19 protein-coding genes and 2 pseudogenes are annotated in these 16,950 nt (G+C 44.5%); 18 read left to right on the top strand and 3 right to left on the bottom strand.

Annotated features, from left to right (window positions below; translation table 11 throughout):
• Positions 1-108: 108 nt before the first annotated feature.
• Entirely contained in the window at positions 109-1,242 is a 1,134-nt protein-coding gene (locus BM278_RS02275; RefSeq protein WP_090947920.1) for a conserved virulence factor C family protein, read from the top strand.
• Between the two features lie 211 nt (positions 1,243-1,453).
• On the opposite strand, the gene BM278_RS02270 is transcribed toward BM278_RS02275, so the two are convergent.
• On the bottom strand, positions 1,454-1,837 hold the full coding sequence (locus BM278_RS02270) for a DUF4183 domain-containing protein (protein WP_090947783.1): 384 nt from the start codon (positions 1,835-1,837) through the stop codon (positions 1,454-1,456).
• Between the two features lie 357 nt (positions 1,838-2,194).
• Between BM278_RS02270 and BM278_RS02260 the strand changes: the two genes are divergently transcribed.
• The 14 genes and pseudogenes from BM278_RS02260 to BM278_RS02190 all read left to right on the top strand — a co-directional run bounded on the left by BM278_RS02260 (position 2,195) and on the right by BM278_RS02190 (position 12,249).
• A complete protein-coding gene (locus tag BM278_RS02260; protein WP_090947781.1) occupies positions 2,195-2,572 on the top strand; it encodes a DUF4183 domain-containing protein in 378 nt (125 codons plus the stop codon).
• Positions 2,573-2,717: 145 nt separating this feature from the next.
• The gene (locus BM278_RS02255) at positions 2,718-3,155 is read left to right on the top strand and encodes a BrxA/BrxB family bacilliredoxin (RefSeq protein ID WP_090947780.1); all 438 of its coding nucleotides are present in this window, start codon (positions 2,718-2,720) and stop codon (positions 3,153-3,155) included.
• A gap of 126 nt (positions 3,156-3,281) precedes the next feature.
• Positions 3,282-3,413, top strand: coding sequence for a YuzL family protein (locus BM278_RS02250; protein ID WP_090947779.1), 132 nt, complete (start codon positions 3,282-3,284; stop codon positions 3,411-3,413).
• A 133-nt stretch (positions 3,414-3,546) separates the two neighbouring features.
• Positions 3,547-4,065: pseudogene (locus tag BM278_RS02245) on the top strand (transposase); the annotation flags it as partial.
• Between the two features lie 461 nt (positions 4,066-4,526).
• Positions 4,527-5,138: a YpjP family protein gene (locus BM278_RS02240; RefSeq protein ID WP_090947778.1), complete on the top strand. Its 612-nt coding sequence runs from the start codon at positions 4,527-4,529 to the stop codon at positions 5,136-5,138.
• Positions 5,139-5,289: 151 nt separating this feature from the next.
• Positions 5,290-5,994: an anthrax toxin lethal factor-related metalloendopeptidase gene (locus tag BM278_RS02235; RefSeq protein WP_090947777.1), complete on the top strand. Its 705-nt coding sequence runs from the start codon at positions 5,290-5,292 to the stop codon at positions 5,992-5,994.
• A 62-nt stretch (positions 5,995-6,056) separates the two neighbouring features.
• On the top strand, positions 6,057-6,851 hold the full coding sequence (thyA, locus tag BM278_RS02230) for a thymidylate synthase (protein ID WP_090947919.1): 795 nt from the start codon (positions 6,057-6,059) through the stop codon (positions 6,849-6,851).
• Between the two features lie 12 nt (positions 6,852-6,863).
• Positions 6,864-7,352 (top strand): dihydrofolate reductase, encoded by a 489-nt coding sequence (locus tag BM278_RS02225; RefSeq protein WP_090947776.1) that lies wholly within the window; start codon positions 6,864-6,866, stop codon positions 7,350-7,352.
• A 104-nt stretch (positions 7,353-7,456) separates the two neighbouring features.
• On the top strand, positions 7,457-7,903 hold the full coding sequence (locus BM278_RS02220) for a YndM family protein (RefSeq protein ID WP_090947775.1): 447 nt from the start codon (positions 7,457-7,459) through the stop codon (positions 7,901-7,903).
• A 167-nt stretch (positions 7,904-8,070) separates the two neighbouring features.
• Positions 8,071-9,342 carry a threonine ammonia-lyase IlvA gene (gene ilvA, locus BM278_RS02215; protein WP_090947918.1) on the top strand — a complete coding sequence of 424 codons (1,272 nt, stop codon included), beginning with the start codon at positions 8,071-8,073 and terminating at the stop codon, positions 9,340-9,342.
• Positions 9,343-9,446: 104 nt separating this feature from the next.
• Positions 9,447-9,698, top strand: a complete 252-nt coding sequence (locus BM278_RS02210) for a YpmP family protein (RefSeq protein ID WP_090947774.1) — start codon at positions 9,447-9,449, stop codon at positions 9,696-9,698.
• Positions 9,699-10,251: 553 nt separating this feature from the next.
• A complete protein-coding gene (locus BM278_RS02200) occupies positions 10,252-10,818 on the top strand; it encodes an SCO family protein (protein WP_090947917.1) in 567 nt (188 codons plus the stop codon).
• Positions 10,819-10,885: 67 nt separating this feature from the next.
• On the top strand, positions 10,886-11,680 hold the full coding sequence (locus BM278_RS02195; RefSeq protein ID WP_090947772.1) for an SGNH/GDSL hydrolase family protein: 795 nt from the start codon (positions 10,886-10,888) through the stop codon (positions 11,678-11,680).
• Positions 11,677-12,249, top strand: coding sequence for a YpmS family protein (locus BM278_RS02190; RefSeq protein ID WP_090947771.1), 573 nt, complete (start codon positions 11,677-11,679; stop codon positions 12,247-12,249). Before BM278_RS02195 ends, BM278_RS02190 begins: the two co-directional genes overlap by 4 nt.
• Positions 12,250-12,345: 96 nt before the next feature.
• Here the strand turns inward: BM278_RS02190 and BM278_RS02185 are convergent, their stop codons facing one another.
• On the bottom strand, positions 12,346-13,713 hold the full coding sequence (locus BM278_RS02185; protein ID WP_090947770.1) for an RsmF rRNA methyltransferase first C-terminal domain-containing protein: 1,368 nt from the start codon (positions 13,711-13,713) through the stop codon (positions 12,346-12,348).
• Between the two features lie 42 nt (positions 13,714-13,755).
• Positions 13,756-14,370 (bottom strand): glycerol-3-phosphate 1-O-acyltransferase PlsY, encoded by a 615-nt coding sequence (gene plsY, locus BM278_RS02180; protein ID WP_090947769.1) that lies wholly within the window; start codon positions 14,368-14,370, stop codon positions 13,756-13,758.
• Between the two features lie 200 nt (positions 14,371-14,570).
• Between plsY and BM278_RS02175 the strand changes: the two genes are divergently transcribed.
• From BM278_RS02175 to BM278_RS02165, 3 genes and pseudogenes are all read left to right on the top strand, one after another.
• Positions 14,571-14,996, top strand: coding sequence for an OsmC family protein (locus BM278_RS02175; protein ID WP_090947768.1), 426 nt, complete (start codon positions 14,571-14,573; stop codon positions 14,994-14,996).
• A 19-nt stretch (positions 14,997-15,015) separates the two neighbouring features.
• Positions 15,016-15,456: pseudogene (locus BM278_RS02170) on the top strand (OsmC family protein).
• Positions 15,457-15,517: 61 nt separating this feature from the next.
• On the top strand, positions 15,518-16,855 hold the full coding sequence (locus BM278_RS02165; RefSeq protein ID WP_090947916.1) for an MATE family efflux transporter: 1,338 nt from the start codon (positions 15,518-15,520) through the stop codon (positions 16,853-16,855).
• Positions 16,856-16,950: the final 95 nt, after the last annotated feature.

Here is a 16,950-nt window from a genome sequence, read left to right as displayed (position 1 = left end):
GGAAGGCGTTTGCTGGATACATGGAACGGCGAGCGTGCACGTGTAGGAAAAGCGGTTTTGCGCGTTATCCTGCTGTGCTGTACAAAATTAAACGAGGAGGGAAACGTGTTGAAAATTAAATCGATTGAGCCAACCCCAAGCCCGAACACGATGAAAGTATTGCTAGATGAAGAATTGCCGTTTGGCACGAGCCATAACTATAAGCCGGATAATGTCGATGCGGCGCCGCCTCTCATTCAGCAGCTGATGAAAATCGAAGGGGTAAAAGGAATTTACCATGTCGCCGACTTTTTGGCGATTGAGCGCAATCCGAAATACGACTGGAAAGAGATTTTAACGAAAGTGCGCGAAGTGTTTGGCGAAGAAGTCGAAGAAGAGCAAGAAAAAACGGAAAAGCCGAACGAACACTTTGGGGAAGTAAAAGTATATGTACAAATGCTGTATGGGCTGCCGATGCAAGTGAAATTAACGGATGGGGAACGGGAGCACCGCGTCGGACTTCCGCAACCATTTATCGATGCGGTCATTGAAGCGCAAAAATATGCGGACAATGTCGTGCTAGAGCGGAAATGGGTCGAAAAAGGCGTGCGCTACGGCACGTTTGAAGAAATCGGCAATGAAGTAGTCGAAGAGCTTTCTGCAGCATACCCGCCGGAACGATTAGAGCGAATCGTGCAAATGTTCCGCCGCGGCGAACAGGCAAAAACGGCGCAAAAACGTCCGAGCGTCAAAGTAACGGAAGAAATGCTCGATGATCCGGATTGGCAAAAACGGTATGCGGCGCTAGAGCAAATGGCGGATCCAAGTGAAGACGATATACCGGTGCTTGCAAAAGCGCTGAAAGATGAAAAAGTAGCGATTCGCCGTTTGGCGACCGCGTATTTAGGGATGGTCGGCGGCAAAAAGGTGTTGCCGTATTTGTATGAAGCACTAAAAGATAAGTCGGTGTCCGTCCGCCGTACCGCCGGTGACTGCTTGTCGGACATTGGCGATCCGGAAGCGATTCCGGTGATGATCGAGGCGTTGAAAGACCCAAGCAAGCTTGTCCGTTGGCGCGCTGCCATGTTTTTATACGAAGTCGGCGACGCATCGGCGCTTCCGGCGTTAAAAGCGGCGGAAAACGATCCGGAATTTGAAGTAAGTATGCAAGTCAAAATGGCGATTGAGCGCATTGAAGGCGGCGAAGAAGCGAAAGGGTCGGTATGGAAACAGATGACGGAGAGTCGGAAAAAAGAAAAATAACGACGTGCTTCCTGCTTCGCCTTCGAAAATGTGGGCGAAACGGGAAGTTTTATTTTTCAAAAACAAATTGGACCATCCAACCGGGAAAGGAAAAGAAGTGGATGTTTATGTTTTATTTCTAGAAAACTGTAATCGATACACTTGCATGCTAATAGAAAAGGCACGACGGATTTCGTCGCGCCTTTTCTGTTAATGTAAAGTCCTTTTTATATTATGTTGTAACAGTCGTTGTAGATGACGGGGCAAATTGCACAATTTCTAGCACAATTGGGGTATTTGCCGGGATTGGATCTCCGCCGGCAGGCACGTTAATGGCAAGTGACCCGACGCCTGTGGCACCCGGTGTATATGTGGTGATGCCTTCCATTTGCAAAACGCCGTTAATATAAACATTATAGTAACTGTTGTTTGTCGCTAATGCTGGCAGCTCTGTAGCCGGGTTTCCGTCGTCTTGCAAAAAGCTTGCCGCATCAATGGTCAACGTCGCGCCTGCGGCTGTTTCTGTTGTTGTAATATAGAAAAATCTTGTATCGGTTGGCACCGCATCTGTTGTAGTGGTAGCGGAAACAAACAGTTTGATTAATTGAAGAGCCATACATAGATCCCCCTCACTTTACATGATGGTAAGGTGATCAATGGAGAACCACACCAGAAAGCGTTAATGGTTGCTCTTATGGAAGCAAAAGCGTGGTTCTTCGACGTATACGCTGATGTAGTTCGTTTTATTGATCACCAGCAATATTTGCAATTCATTATATGTCTTATTTGCATCAATGGACTTGGCAGTTGTCACAACAACGATGAAATAAGGAATCTGCCCTATAAAATGAGGCGAGTGCTAACCAACATTCTTAAACTCACTTTATTGACGGATTTTGAATATGATAATGCTGAACCATTTCATTGAATTAACGCATGGTTTGCCGAATTTTTTATTTGGGTGGTATCAGCAATGAAGAGAATTTCCAAATACGAAAAACATGTTATTGCCGTTCCAAAAGTTTATGATTGGATCAACAACGTATCAACCATTCAGCTTCGCGTGACTTTGAATATTCCATCCCGGATTTTACAAGTGGATACTTATCAATATAACGCCATATCCGATGGCGTTAAAACCGTTTATACTAATGAAGATGAATTAAAAGAATACGGAAATCGGGGGATTTTGGACCCAAAACAAGTGTCGTTTATTAACTTGTTTATCAATGGGGTTTTGCAGCCTGAAACGTTATATGAGGTTCAAGAAGGAAAGCTGATTTTAAAAACTGCTGACGCTCCAACTAAAGGGGCTCCCATCGTTCTTCAGTTTATTACAATCAAGGTGTAACTTTTAAATGAACGAAGCGCTTTTGAGGTTCAGTGGTTGCGACAGTTTTACCGGTTTGCAACGTAAGTATGATCATTTTGATTGATTTTTCAAAAATAAAATAGTATGCTGATGGCATTGAATATCGTTGGGAGGGATTGCTGTTATGTCCATGGCTTATGAGGAGTATATGCGCCAGCTTGTGCAGCCGATGCGCGACGAACTTGTGCGCGCTGGATTCCGCGAGCTTCGCACAAGCGAGGAAGTCGAACAGTTTATGGAAAACGCCGAAGGAACGACATTTGTAGTGGTGAACTCTGTTTGCGGATGCGCGGCAGGATTGGCGCGACCAGCGGCAACGCAGGCTGTACTGCGCAGCGAGAAAAAGCCGGATCATTTAGTGACGGTGTTTGCCGGCCAAGATCGAGAAGCGACCGCGAAAATGCGCGAATATTTTGTTGGCTATGCCCCTTCGTCGCCATCCATGGCGCTGTTAAAAGGAAAAGAAGTCGTTCATTTTATTCCGCGCGAGGAAATTGAATTTCAATCGATGGAAACGGTAATGGAAAACATTATGAATGCATTTGCAAAATATTGTGAATAGGATGCTTATTAGGCATCCTTTTTTTTATGTCGTTAGGACCGCTTGCTTAAAAGAACTTAACTTTGGTGAACGAAAAGGAATAAAAGGAAAATCACAAGGGGACGTTAAAGGCGGAGGTGACATGCGATGACGAAACGGAAGAAAGATCCGTCGAAAACCGGGATAAGTGCGCCAAACGTGAAAGGACAAGGAACAACGCAAACGGAAACGGGAGCGTACGAACTTGACTCCGCCCGCAAGAAAACAAAAGTCGATTAACGGAGGATGTCCCAAAAGTGTTCGCATAGCGTTCGCTTTTGGGACAATTTTTTTGGGCAAAAAAAGAAGAAAACCGTTCCTTCTTTGGTATAATAGAGTCACCACAACCCTACCAAGAAAGGACGGTTTTCTTATGTACATTTATTATAACCGAGATCAACTCATTTTGCCAATGGATCTTGAAATTCTCATTCCCAAACATCATCTTTGCCGGATCGTGGATCTAGCCGTGGAAAAAATGGATCCGGCTCTGTTCGCTTCCCTCTATCCTGGCGGAGGCCGCCCAGCCTATCATCCGAAAATGATGTTGAAAGTCATCCTGTATGCCTACGTCAATCGGATCTATTCCTCTCGCCAAATCGCCAAGCAATTGAAAGAAAACATTTATTTTATGTGGCTATCCGGCCATCAAACACCGGATTTCCGCACCATCAACCGATTTCGGTCGGAACGGATGAAGGACATCATTTACGAAACGTTTTTCTCCATTGTCGATCTTCTGCGTCAAGAAGGGTTGGTCAAACTAGAGGATTACTTTCTGGATGGAACGAAAATCGAGGCCAACGCCAACAAGTACACGTTCGTTTGGCGCAAATCAACGGAAAAGTACGATCAGAAGTTGGAGGAGAAATTCCGGCAAATCGTTGCCTCATGGTAAGAAAAAGAAACAGAGGCTGTCCTCAAAAGGTCGTTTTACCGACCTTTTGGGACAGCCTCTTATGCATTCGCAATACAGCTATAAATGAAATAAAGAATCGTAATGATGCTTGCCGCAAAAAAGATCGCACTCATGTTGTTTCCCGCCTTTCTTTCGTATGTTTTGTTTCAAAAAGTATGATACACTATTTATATATTCATAGTATATATCATTTAAAGCGGAAAAAGAAAGCGTTTTTCCATGTATAAGCCAATGGGGTGAGCGTATGTATGAAAATGTGGCCAAGCCCGATGATATTTTTATTTCGATCAACTAGAAGCGCTAAGAAAACGCAGTCGTTTTTTGCCGCCCTTCACTTCATCAAAAGCTTTTTTTCATACCGAGTTTAGTAAATAAAAAAACGCAGCGAAAGCAGACAGCGGAAAAATACAATCGGGCAAGTGAGGTGAAATGGTATGAAACTTCCCAAATGGTTGAGAAAAGCGCTCGTTGTTGCGATCACGGTATGTACGTTTGGCCTAGTTACTCCGCCCGCTTCATTAATGGCAGCTGACGAACCAGCGACGGATGATTCACCATCTTCCGATTGGCAAAACAATCATGGCGGATCGCAAACGACGTCTGTTGCGAACGAGCTGGAAACGCAAGCACCGATTTTAACGCGGCGGCAATTTATTGAGCGAACGATGGAAAAGGCGGTAGCGCAATCGTATGAAAAGTTTGGCCGCAAAATCGCCCCGGTGATTGAAGAGGAGTTTCGCGATGTGATTTTGCCGCGCATCGAAGAAGTTATCGCGTCGATTGCCGAACAATATCCAGAGGAACAACTGCAATATTTAGCGGTCACGGAAAAACCATCGGGCGGGATGGGAGAGCGAATTTTCCATATTTATCGCATTGACACGGGGGAAGATATCATCCGCTTCCATGTCAGACGCGAACATCCGCCGCAAGATGGCTATTGGTTTCAGTTTCATTACCATACGTACCATGACCATTTTCAAACCCATTATGAACTTGGGAAAATTTATTGGGATAGAAACACGCCTCCGCAATGGCGGACGTAAACGGCTTTTAAGAATTTTTTCCATTTGCACCGTTTCATAAAGATTTTTTCCTTATTTTATGAATTTTCCCCCTGTTTTGGTGTGTGCTATAATTTTCGTTAGTAGAAAAAGAGATGATTAGATTTGCAGTAAAGAAGCGGGGGAAGGCTTCATGAAACGGTTTCTTTTTTTGATCGCGATGGTGATCGCGATCGTTCCACTTCTTTCGCTTTCACCGTATCCGGCGGCGCACGGCGTTTTGCTTGATGACAGCGATATAACCGTAAAGAACACCGCGCCGTACCGTATATTAAAAACGATGGTGATTGTTCCGGAAACGGATTATTCGCGCGAAGAGGCGAAAAAAATGATAGATACGCTCGCCCATGTCGATTTACCGCTGCTACAAAAAGCGGCGGATCATCATATTTACGTTCAATTGTTGAATGGAAAGCTTACCGACGAACCGTCTGCAAGGCATTTGCGCGGAAAAATACCGCGCGGATATTTGTCGTCATCGACCACGTGGGATGATGTTCCAGGGCTTGGCGGATCGCATTTAGTGCTTGTCCAAATTGGCCATAGCAAGAAAGGACAAGGACACGGTTCGGTGAATTTGGAATTGCATGAATTCGCCCATTCGCTTGATTATATTGTGTTTCACCATATACATGAAATGCCTGCTTTTCGAGCGATTTGGCAAGACGAGGCAGCGGACCTATTTCCGTATCATTACTATTTTCTTACGTATCCGGAAGAATATTTTGCGGAGGCATTTGCTTATTATTACTACAATGAGAATACGCGCAAACATTTGCAGTCTGCCGCTCCAAAAACGTATCAATTTATCCGCGATCTAAAACAAAGAGCTCGCTAATGAGCTCTTTTTTATTGTGTTCCGCTGCGATGTCCCTTATGATAGAAAATGAGGTGAGAACATTGCGTCAATATTTACAACTATTGGAAGATATTTTAGAAAATGGAATAGAAAAAGACGACCGCACCGGAGTCGGGACATTATCCGTTTTTGGCCGTCAACTTCGCTTTGATTTGCAAGAAGGCTTCCCGCTTTTAACAACGAAAAAATTACATATTCGCTCGATCATTTACGAATTATTATGGTTTCTAAAGGGAGATACGAACGTCCGTTATTTGCAGGAAAACGGGGTTACGATTTGGGACGAATGGGCCGATGAAAACGGCGATTTAGGCCCGATATACGGCGCGCAATGGCGTTCTTGGAAAGGGGCGGACGGGAAAACGGTGGATCAAATCAGCTGGGTGATTGAAGAAATTAAACGAAATCCGAATTCCCGCCGCTTATTAGTAAGCGCATGGAACGTGGCAGAATTAGATAACATGAAATTGCCGCCTTGCCATTACGCGTTTCAATTTTATGTCGCTGACGGAAAGCTCTCTTGCATGTGGCAGCAACGCTCCGTCGATACGTTTTTAGGATTGCCGTTTAATATTGCCAGCTACGCGCTGTTGACGCATATGATCGCCCAACAGTGCGATTTAGACGTCGGTGAATTGATTTTCAATGGCGGTGATGTCCATCTGTATAAAAATCATATTGAACAAGCGAAATTGCAGCTGACGAGAGAGCCGCGGCCGCTTCCAAAGCTGGTGATCAAACGGAAGCCCGCTTCGATTTTTGAATACAAGTTTGAGGATTTTGAAATTGTCGGCTATGACCCGCATCCGCATATTAAAGCACCGGTCGCCGTATAAAGGGGAGATACGATGATTTCACATATTGTCGCCATGGATCAAAACCGCGTCATCGGCAAAGACAATCGCCTGCCATGGCATTTGCCCGCCGATTTGGCGCATTTTAAAAAAGTAACGATGGGACACGCTATTATTATGGGACGCAAAACATTCGAATCGATCGGGCGGCCGCTTCCGGGAAGAGAAAATGTGGTTGTCACGCGGAATCGGTCGTTTCAAGCGGAAGGATGCACGGTGCTCCATTCGCTCGAAGAGGTTCATCAGTTTGTCGCCAAGCGCAACGATGAAGTGTTTGTCATTGGCGGTGCGGAATTGTTTCAAGCGACATTGCCGTTTGCCGAACGTCTTTATATTACAAAAATTGAGGCGAGTTTCCCTGGCGATACGTTTTATCCGGCTTTCGATGAGTCAAAGTGGCAGCTCGTTTCCTATACGAAAGGAATCAAAGATGAAAAAAATCGATATGATTACGCGTTTACCGTTTATGAACGCAAACATTAACGTGTTTCGCTATTGGCGGAGCACGTTTTTCGTTTCTAATCGAATAGAAACGGCGCCAAAATGGAACGATAACCGTAAACGGTGAATGGAAATGGAGGAATATGATGAAACACGTCGTTTCATTGGCGCTTAAATTTGTCGCATGGAGTGTAGTTCTACTTTCAATTTTCACCATTTTTGATGCTCCACTGCTTCCGATATTCATTATGACGGCAGGAACCGCTGCTGTTGCTTATATTATCGGCGATTTATTGATTTTGCCGCGCTTTGGCAATTTAGCAGCAGCGGTCGCCGATATGCCGCTTGCATTTTTGTTGATTTGGCTTGCCAGTTCCATGTTGTTCGAGCCGACGGTGTATATGGCGTACGCTTCGTTCTTTTGCGCGCTGGCGATTGGCGCGATCGAAGCGTTTTTTCACCTGTTGATGGAAGACCGTGTGCTTGATAAGGCAAGAGAAGCACAAGCATATCAGTGGCATGGCGAAGGAAGCTGGGCAACGGAGTTTGCCGAGGAATATGAAAACGATCAAGACAAAGACGACCGCACATAAGAGGTCGTCTTTTCATGTGATGCGCAAAAACGCGGGGCATGTATCGCCATATTGCCGTGAAACATAAATGTTTTCACAAACTTTTCGAAAATTCCCTTTCTTTTTTTAAAATTTGTGCTATAATTTACAAATTAAAAAGACAACTTAGAAAGAAAGGGAAAGAAAGCATGGAACAACAACTGAAACGAAAACAAGGAACCGTTTATGTTGAAGATATTTTAATCGCTCATCATACGTTAAAAGATGTTGTACACCATACTCCGCTACAAAAAAACCCATTATTGTCGGAACGTTACGAATGTAACGTATATTTGAAGCGGGAAGATTTGCAAGTGGTTCGCTCTTTTAAAATTCGCGGCGCGTACAACCGGATGAAACATTTAAGCGAAGAAGAACGGAAAAACGGCATCGTCTGTGCCAGCGCAGGAAATCATGCGCAGGGGGTGGCATATTCGTGTCGCGCGTTAGGCGTGCACGGAAAGGTGTACATGCCGGCGACAACGCCGAGACAAAAAGTGTCACAAGTAGAACTGTTCGGAAAAGAGATGGTCGATATCGTTTTAGTAGGCGATACGTTTGACGATTCGTTTAACGAAGCAATGGAATGCGCCAAAAAAGAAGGGCGTACGTTTATCCATCCGTTTGACGATGAATATGTCATCGCCGGGCAAGGAACGATCGGTGTGGAAATGTTGAACGATTGCGAAGAGCCGATCGATTTTGTGTTTGCGAGCATCGGTGGCGGCGGATTGATTGCTGGACTTGGTACATATGTGAAAAGCATTTCTCCAGCGACAAAAATCATCGGTGTCGAACCAGAAGGAGCGCCATCGATGAAAGCCGCCCTCGAACAAGGGCATGTTGTGACATTGGAAGAGATTGATAAATTTGTGGACGGGGCGGCGGTCAAAACGGTTGGCGAAAAAACGTACGCGCTTTGTAAAGAAATCATTGACGATATTGTTGTCGTGCCGGAAGGAAAAGTATGCACAACGATTTTAGAACTATATAACGAAAACGCGATCGTCGCTGAACCGGCGGGGGCGCTTCCGATTGCGGCACTTGATTTTTACAAAGACAAAATCCGCGGAAAAACGGTTGTCTGTGTCGTCAGCGGAGGAAACAACGACATTGACCGAATGCAGGAAATTAAAGAGCGTTCGATGATTTACGAAGGGCTGCAGCATTATTTTATCGTCAATTTTCCGCAGCGTGCCGGTGCGCTCCGCGAATTTTTAGATGAAGTATTAGGGCCTACCGATGATATTACCCGATTTGAATACACGAAGAAAAATAACAAAGAAAACGGCCCGGCGTTGGTCGGCATCGAATTAAAACGCCGTGAAGATTACGCTCCGCTCATCGAGCGCATGAAGAAAAAAGGATTTCCGTTCCAAGAAGTCAATAAAGACCCAAATTTATTCCATTTGCTCATTTAGCAAAGCGCGAAAAAAGTCGCAAATATTTTGTGCATTTCCGACATGCTTTTTCGCCGATTTCGTGTATAATAAAAGTAAATCGGTGAAAAAAGAGGATTGATATTTTGCTATTCAAAAGCCTAGAGTTTAAAAATGCTTATGGGCAGAAAGTGAAGATTATTGAAATTCCTGTATTGGAGGAAGATAACACATATCGGTTTATGATTCAGTTGCGTTTAGAAACGTTTATTGCCAAAGTATATCGATCCCGCGACGTTCGTACCGTTTACTCGTTTCGTGAATATTTAAAAAAAGTGTTAAAATGGTCTCTGTATGAGCAAATTTTTAAGACCGATGTTTTAAAACATAATGCCTAAAATCGGGAAAAGTTGTTTTGCTTCGGCAAAACAACTTTTTATTTTTCCATTTTTGTCAGTAATGAGGATAGATGTTATCCGTTTTCCAAAACGTTGTTTAATGAGTTCATTTGTCTTTCAATATTTTTTCAAACATTCCACACAAATGATTGGTATGATAATTAATTAGATGATAGCGGCGAAAGAGATGATGTCCTAGAAATTGTGGAAAAAGAAGGCGCAAAAAGCGATTTCCAAGTTCACTGGACGGAGTGCGGAATTTTATACAATCACTTGATTCAAGCGCCTGTGTTGCGCAAATTCGTTGCAGCTGCCAATCGTGGAAATTTGCATCAAAAGAAACGTGGAAAACGCGGTATTTTACATTTGCAGAATTACGCAATATTAAGTGCTTGACCAATAAAAATGGCTGATTCTCTAGATTTTTATAGGAATTTTCCTCGTTTCGTTGTATAATGGTATGGTAGTTATGAACGGTTCACCAATTTGCATTGTTGAAACAACGTCGTTGAACTGGAAACCGCAAGAATGGAAAAAACGGGTGAAGAAAAAGATGAAGCGAATGATCATTCTTCTCGCAGTTGTTCTTCTTGCTGCGTGCGGAAAAACGATTCCTGATGCAAAAAATTGGCCAATTAGCGATTTTACATTTACGGATCAAAACGGAAAACCGTTTGGTTTAAACGATTTAAAAGGAAAAGTATGGGTCGCTGATTTTATTTTTACCAACTGTGAAACCGTCTGTCCGCCAATGACAGCGAATATGGCCAAGTTGCAGGATATGGTGAAAGAGGAAGGACTTGATGTCGAATTTGTATCCTTTAGTGTTGATCCAGAAGTAGATACGCCGGAGAAGCTGAAAGAGTATGTGAAAAAATTTGACGGAGATTTAGCTAATTGGCATTTGCTTACAGGGTACAGCCAGCAAGAAATTGGACAATTCGCCGAGAAAAACTTTAAAACGATTGTGCAAAAACCGAAAAATCAGGATCAAGTGATCCACGGAACGAATTTTTATCTCGTTGACCAAAATGGCACGATCGTGCAAACGTATAGCGGGGCACAAGACGTTCCGTACGAACGAATTTTAGAACATATCGAAATTTTGCAGTCGTCATAGGGAGGCAAAAATGTAGGCGCATTTTTGCCTTTTCGCGTTTTTTTCGAGAGGACAGGTGTAGAAGAAAATGAAAAAATGGGGATTGCTTTTTTTATTATTGCTTTATTGCGCTGGATGTTCTTCTAGGCAGACCATTAACATTGAAAGCTTGCCTGAACGGGAAGTGAAGCTAGCGCCGCGGACGGTTGCCGATGATTTTTTTCCAAAAGATATTCGTCTGCTTGCTCTTGGCGATTCACTAACGGAAGGAGTAGGGGATCACGAACAAAAAGGCGGATATGTTTCACGGTTGCGCCAACGATTTTTACAGCATAAAGGGGTGCGGACGCTTTCGGTCATCAATTTAGGAAAGCGGGGATTACGGCTTTCCCAGCTCGATCCTATCGTAGCGAAAAATCTAGACGAAGTCCGGAAGGCGGATCTTATTTTTATTACCATCGGCGGAAATGATATCATGAAAATTGTTCGCTCCCATTTTTTTGATTTATCGTACACTTTATTTGCGAAGGAGCAAAAACGGTTTGCCAAGCGGCTAGATCACCTTTTGGCAACGATCCGCGCGACGAATCGCGACGCTACGATCGTCCTTGTTGGTTTATACAACCCATTTTCTAGCTCGCTTCCGAACATTCCGGAAATCGACGATGTGATTGAATTGTGGAATAATGGGAGCAAAGCGGTTTTGGCGCGCTATGACCGGACGATTTTTGTCAATGTGAAAGATTTATTTGATGGCCGCGATGATGTGTTATATAGCGACCAATTTCATCCGAATGAAGTCGGTTATGAATTAATCGCAAGACGTGTGTATGAACAATTGGAACAACACGAACAAATGTGGTTAGGGAGATTGGAAGAATGAATTGGAAAAAGTTGTTTTGGACGTTAGTCATCTTCGACATTGCCGTAGTTGCGCTGATTTGTGCTTGGCTGTTTCAGCCTTCGAAGCCGATATCGATACCGTCTCCAAAAAAAATAAACGGAGCTTCTTTTACGGTATATTCCAATAAGGAACATCTGAATATGGTGATCAATGACTATATACGCAAGAAAACGGACGGCCATCCGGCGCAATACCGCGTTTGGCTTGACGACCGTGTGTATGTAGCGAGCAAGCTTCCGGTATTTGGCCGCGATGTTGCGTTAACGGTTTCTTTTGTTCCGAAAGTCGTCAAAGGGGGAGACGTCGAACTCCAACATCCGGAAATATTATTGGGCGATTGGAAGCTGCCCGTCACTTATGTATTAAAATATTTAAGCAAACATGCGCCGCTTCCGGATGAAGTTATCATCGATCCAAGCGTGAACCGTGTTTATATAGCGCTCACCGACATCCGCTTTCGAAACGGCTATCAAATTGCCGCTAAAAAAATTGACTTAAAACGCGATGAAATCGTATTTACGCTGACGATACCCGTTCAGCATCCGTAAAACTGCGGCTGACTCAAACGTGTATAGTGTTTTTCATCGTTTGATACGTATAACGGCAGTAAATAAGGGTGTCCCGAAAGCGACGGGACACCCTTTCTATGCATACATTCGCAATCCTTTTGGGTAAAAATTTTTTAAAATTCCTTTCACTTCTTTCCCCCAGCCGAGCGGGTATCCGTCAACGGTCACAAGCAGCCAGCCGCGGTCTTCTCCCGTCAAAAGCGTTTCCCCGCGCAAATATTTGAAACATTCGCCGCTGTCGCTGGACAAATCAAGGGAGTAACGGACGTCTTGCGGCTTTAGCGATAAAGCGAGCGCGTGGTTCGGCACAAACCGCTGCTTTTTCGCTTCTCCGACGTGCAGTCCCGCCCGTACTATTTTTAGGCCATCGAGGCTTGGACAATGATCCGGTAAAGCAAAGAGATGGTGTTGAAAAGCATACATCGTTTTTTCGAGCGCTATTTGCAATACATCTTGTTCAAATTGCAAATATTCGCGAAGTATTTGTTTAGGAACATTTGGTTTGGCATAGCTGCCTTTCCAAGAAGGGGCAGGACCCGTTTTTTTTATTTTTGCGACAAAGTGTCCTTCCCCTTTCAAGCAATGCGGCCATAGCCGGGCTGTTCGTTCGATTTCCGCCAAGCCGGTGTTTGTCCATTCCCGCCTTCCCGGCTGGATGCCATGAATTTTTTCAATCGATAGCAATTCCAAATCATCATGTGTTTGCAAAAAAGCTTCGATGGTTTGTTCGTTTTCTTCGGGTGAAAACGTGCAGGTCGAATAAACGAGAACGCCGCCTTCTTTTAACATGTCGTAAGCGTAGTCTAAAATATACCGTTGTTTGTCGGCGTATTGTTCGACGTCCGCTTGGCTCCAAAATCGAACGGCTTTTTTATCCTTGCGAAACATGCCTTCCCCCGAACATGGAGCGTCGACTAAAATTTTATCAAAAAATCCTTGGAAATGTTTAACAAGTTTTTCTGGCGTTTCATTCGTAACAAGCGCGTTGGTGATGCCAAACCGCTCAATGTTTTCCGAGAGCGCTCTGGCACGTTTCGGATGAATTTCATTCGCTACAATCAGCCCTTGGTTTTTCATCATTGCTGCAAGCTGCGTCGTTTTTCCGCCGGGTGCGGCACAAAGGTCGAGCACCGTTTCTCCCGGATTCGGTTTTAACACCTCCGCCACAAACATCGCGCTCGGTTCTTGGATGTAATAGAGCCCTGCCGCATGATACGGATGTTTTCCGGGCTGTTCGTCTGCATCATAATAAAAGCCAGTCGGGCAAAACGGCACGGGGGAAAGCGCAAACGGGATGAGTGCTAAAAACGTTTCCCGGTCGATTTTCAACGGATTGAACCGCAATCCGTTCGCTTTTTCTTCATCATATGTCGAAAAAAAACGAGAAGCTTCGTCTTGCAAAAGCTTCTCCATTTTTGCGACGAATTCGCTTGGTAGTTTCAATGATCCAACTCCTTTCCTGTCTGATCAAATGGATTATTTTTATTATGCACTTGATCGCTTGTTCGATTTCCCACCTAACCATTTGACTTTTGGCTCCGTTTTGTTGATGATGCGTTTGATGTTCGCGCGGTGGCGGTAAAAAATAAACGCCGCTAATAATAATACCGCAATCATTAGCGGAATGTCATCAGTGAAGAAAACCGTGTAAACGACCGCATACGCTCCAGCTGACATCGAAGATAGTGAGACATATTTGGAAATATATAAAACGATGAAAAAAACAACGAGAAGGGAAACGAATAAAAACGGCGAATAAAACAGCATTACCCCGGCCGATGTTGCGACTGCTTTTCCGCCGCGAAATTTCGCAAAGACCGGGTAAATATGCCCAAGAACCGCGCACACTCCTGCCAACAGCGGGTGGACGTGAACAGAGAACAACATGGGCAGGCTTGCCGCCAATGTTCCTTTCAACATATCCCCGCATGTGACGATAAGCCCCGCTTTTACTCCGAGCACACGAAACGTGTTTGTCCCACCTAAATTGCCGCTTCCATGCTCGCGAATATCGATTCCGTATCCGATTTTTCCGACAAGGAGCGCGAACGGAATCGAGCCAAGAAGGTAAGCTGCGATTAAAATAAGCGCTTTTTCCATCAATATCCCGACACCCTTTACTTTTTATTAAATTCATGCATGTTTTTATTTTATCATGCATCAAAAAAAACGGTAGATAGGAAAATAAAACATAGCGGCGGCAAAGTATTTTTTTGCATTTATTGTTTTGACAAAGTAAACTTGATAATATCTTATGTTATTTTTTATCGCCTGAGCAGAAAGAGGAGGAAGAAAAGAAAATGAAAGCGAAAGTAACATGGAACGGGCAAATGTCGTTTACAGGGATGAGCGCATCAGGCGTGCAAATTCCAATTGACGCCTCCAAAGAAGCAGGGGGGCAAGATTCCGGAGCGAGGCCGATGGAATTGCTTTTGCACGGGCTTGCCGGATGTACGGGAATTGACATCATATCGATTTTGAAAAAAATGCGGCTTGAAGTTCGTTCGTTTTATATGGAAGTGGAGGGGACGCGCGCTAGCGATCATCCGAAACGGTTTACCGATATCCATATTCATTACGCGTTGGAAGGGGATTTGCCGGAAGATAAAGTGATTCGCGCTATTCAATTGTCTAAAGAGAAGTACTGCTCTGTAGCTCATTCGTTAAATGCCAACATTACGGCAAGCTACTCGATTAACGGTGTGAAAGGAAAAGAAAATTTATAAAATGCGAGGAGGTATTTCGATGAAAAAAGAAATGACATTTCATGTAACAGGAAGCGCAAAAGGAATGCAAACAGTAGTCCACTCTAGACAACATACGATCACGATCGACGAACCGCCGTCAATAGGCGGCCAAGATACAGGACCTGATCCGTTGACAACGTTGCTAAGCGCGCTTGCCGGTTGCGAAAATGTCGTGGCTAACTTGGTGGCGAAAGAATTAAATTTCGACTTGCAGGGAATCGAATTTGACATTCAAGGGACGATAGACACGCGGGGGTTGATGGGCGATCCGAACGTGAAGCCGTATTTCCAGCAAGTCACGATTCACGCCAAAGTAAAAACGAACGAGCCGCAAGAGCGGATCGAAGAATTATAGCGCATCACCGATTCGCGCTGCCCGGTGTATACGACATTGAAAGCCGCCGGCATTCCGCTGCAATCCAAGTGGACGAAAGCATAATGAATACCCCCTTGCTTCAAGGGGGTATTCCCATTTTAACAAAGGTCTTTAGGTGATGACGATGGCTCGACAATATGATTTTACCGAAGGCAACATTGCCAAACAGATGATCGTTTTTTCGTTGCCAATTATGTTTACGAATTTATTGCAAGTTTCTTACCAATTTATCGACAGCTTTTGGGTCGGCAATTTGCTTGGAGCGGATTCCCTTGCGGCGGTCGCGGTGGCGAGCACGGTCATTTATACGATTTTATCGTTTATTATCGGCATGAATAACGCCGCCTTAACCATTTTGTCGCAACAAAAAGGAAGAAATGACGATGAAGGATTAAAGAGGTATGTCAATGCGTTTATTGTGTTGTTGACGGGGTTGTCGCTTATCATGGGGATTTTCGGATTTTTTGCCTCTACGCCGATTTTGCGCTGGATCGGGACGCCAAAAGAAATTATCGACGAGGCAAGCGAATATTTGCGAATCAATTGTCTCGGCATCATATTTTTGTTTGGCTATAACTTTATCGGAACGATATTGCGGGCGCTTGGTGACAGTAAAACGCCGCTGGCATTTGTCGTCATGGCGGTTTTGTTAAACGCGGTGCTAGATCCGCTCTTTATTTCATGGCTGGATTTAGGGGTAAGCGGGGCCGCGTATGCGACGATTTTGTCGCAAGGATTGTCATTTGTATGCGGGATGTATGCCATTTTGCGCCGCGGCCTCGTACCGTTTTCGCTGCCAAAGCTGCCGACAAAAAAAGAAACAGGCCTGATTTTGAAGCTAGGCATTCCGTCAGGATTGCAAATGTCTGTCATTTCGGCGGGAATCGCTGCGATTATGAGCGTTGTCAATTCTTTTGGCGAAAGCGTCGTTGCCGGGTTCAGCGCGGCTCAGCGCCTTGACAGCATAATTATGCTGCCGGCGCATGCGCTTGGAACGGCTGTCAACAGCATGGCCGGACAAAACATTGGCAAAGGAAATTGGAAGCGGGTTTCTTCCATTGCGGCGTACGGAGTATTGTATAATATGGCAGTCACGGGTTTCATTATTATTTTGATTTACGCGTTTGCCGCGCCTGCTGTTCGCCTTTTCATTGAAGAGTCGGATGCGGTCCGTTTCGGCACGGAATATTTGCGGCTGATCGGCTGGTTTTATCCGTTTTTAGGCATTAATTTTGTGTTAAACGGCATTGTGCGGGCATCCGGAGCGATGTACCAAGTGCTTGTGTTGAACATTATTTCGTTTTGGGTGCTGCGTTATCCGCTTACGTTTCTTTGCTCTAAGTTTGCCGGAGAAAACGGCATTGCGCTTGGAATGGGGATTAGCTTTCTCATCAGCAGCGCGATCGCGTTTTCGTACTATCGTTTTGGCAATTGGAGAAATAAGAGGCTGTTTGGGCATTGAACACGATTGCTTGGAGAGAAACGGATATGGCCCCCTTTTTGCTTGCGCATTGTAAAACGGCCGGGCGTGCAAACAAAATGCAAAAAGGGCTGATC

This window comes from Parageobacillus thermantarcticus, assembly GCF_900111865.1.
GTDB lineage: Bacteria > Bacillota > Bacilli > Bacillales > Anoxybacillaceae > Parageobacillus > Parageobacillus thermantarcticus.
The sequence above is the reverse complement of the archived record's forward strand: the minus strand, read 5'-3'. Positions and strand labels throughout refer to the sequence as shown.

Bases quoted from the DNA above. Each gene is read 5' to 3' on its own strand.
- BM278_RS02220 (WP_090947775.1), top strand. From the start codon at position 7,457: ATGAAACACGTCGTTTCATTGGCGCTTAAATTTGTCGCATGGAGTGTA.
- plsY (WP_090947769.1), bottom strand. From the start codon at position 14,370: ATGGAAAAAGCGCTTATTTTAATCGCAGCTTACCTTCTTGGCTCGATT.
- BM278_RS02255 (WP_090947780.1), top strand. From the start codon at position 2,718: ATGTCCATGGCTTATGAGGAGTATATGCGCCAGCTTGTGCAGCCGATG.
- BM278_RS02240 (WP_090947778.1), top strand. From the start codon at position 4,527: ATGAAACTTCCCAAATGGTTGAGAAAAGCGCTCGTTGTTGCGATCACG.
- BM278_RS02175 (WP_090947768.1), top strand. From the start codon at position 14,571: ATGAAAGCGAAAGTAACATGGAACGGGCAAATGTCGTTTACAGGGATG.
- BM278_RS02165 (WP_090947916.1), top strand. From the start codon at position 15,518: ATGGCTCGACAATATGATTTTACCGAAGGCAACATTGCCAAACAGATG.
- BM278_RS02260 (WP_090947781.1), top strand. From the start codon at position 2,195: ATGAAGAGAATTTCCAAATACGAAAAACATGTTATTGCCGTTCCAAAA.
- BM278_RS02200 (WP_090947917.1), top strand. From the start codon at position 10,252: ATGAAGCGAATGATCATTCTTCTCGCAGTTGTTCTTCTTGCTGCGTGC.
- BM278_RS02270 (WP_090947783.1), bottom strand. From the start codon at position 1,837: ATGGCTCTTCAATTAATCAAACTGTTTGTTTCCGCTACCACTACAACA.
- BM278_RS02250 (WP_090947779.1), top strand. From the start codon at position 3,282: ATGACGAAACGGAAGAAAGATCCGTCGAAAACCGGGATAAGTGCGCCA.
- BM278_RS02235 (WP_090947777.1), top strand. From the start codon at position 5,290: ATGAAACGGTTTCTTTTTTTGATCGCGATGGTGATCGCGATCGTTCCA.
- ilvA (WP_090947918.1), top strand. From the start codon at position 8,071: ATGGAACAACAACTGAAACGAAAACAAGGAACCGTTTATGTTGAAGAT.
- BM278_RS02225 (WP_090947776.1), top strand. From the start codon at position 6,864: ATGATTTCACATATTGTCGCCATGGATCAAAACCGCGTCATCGGCAAA.
- BM278_RS02190 (WP_090947771.1), top strand. From the start codon at position 11,677: ATGAATTGGAAAAAGTTGTTTTGGACGTTAGTCATCTTCGACATTGCC.
- BM278_RS02195 (WP_090947772.1), top strand. From the start codon at position 10,886: ATGAAAAAATGGGGATTGCTTTTTTTATTATTGCTTTATTGCGCTGGA.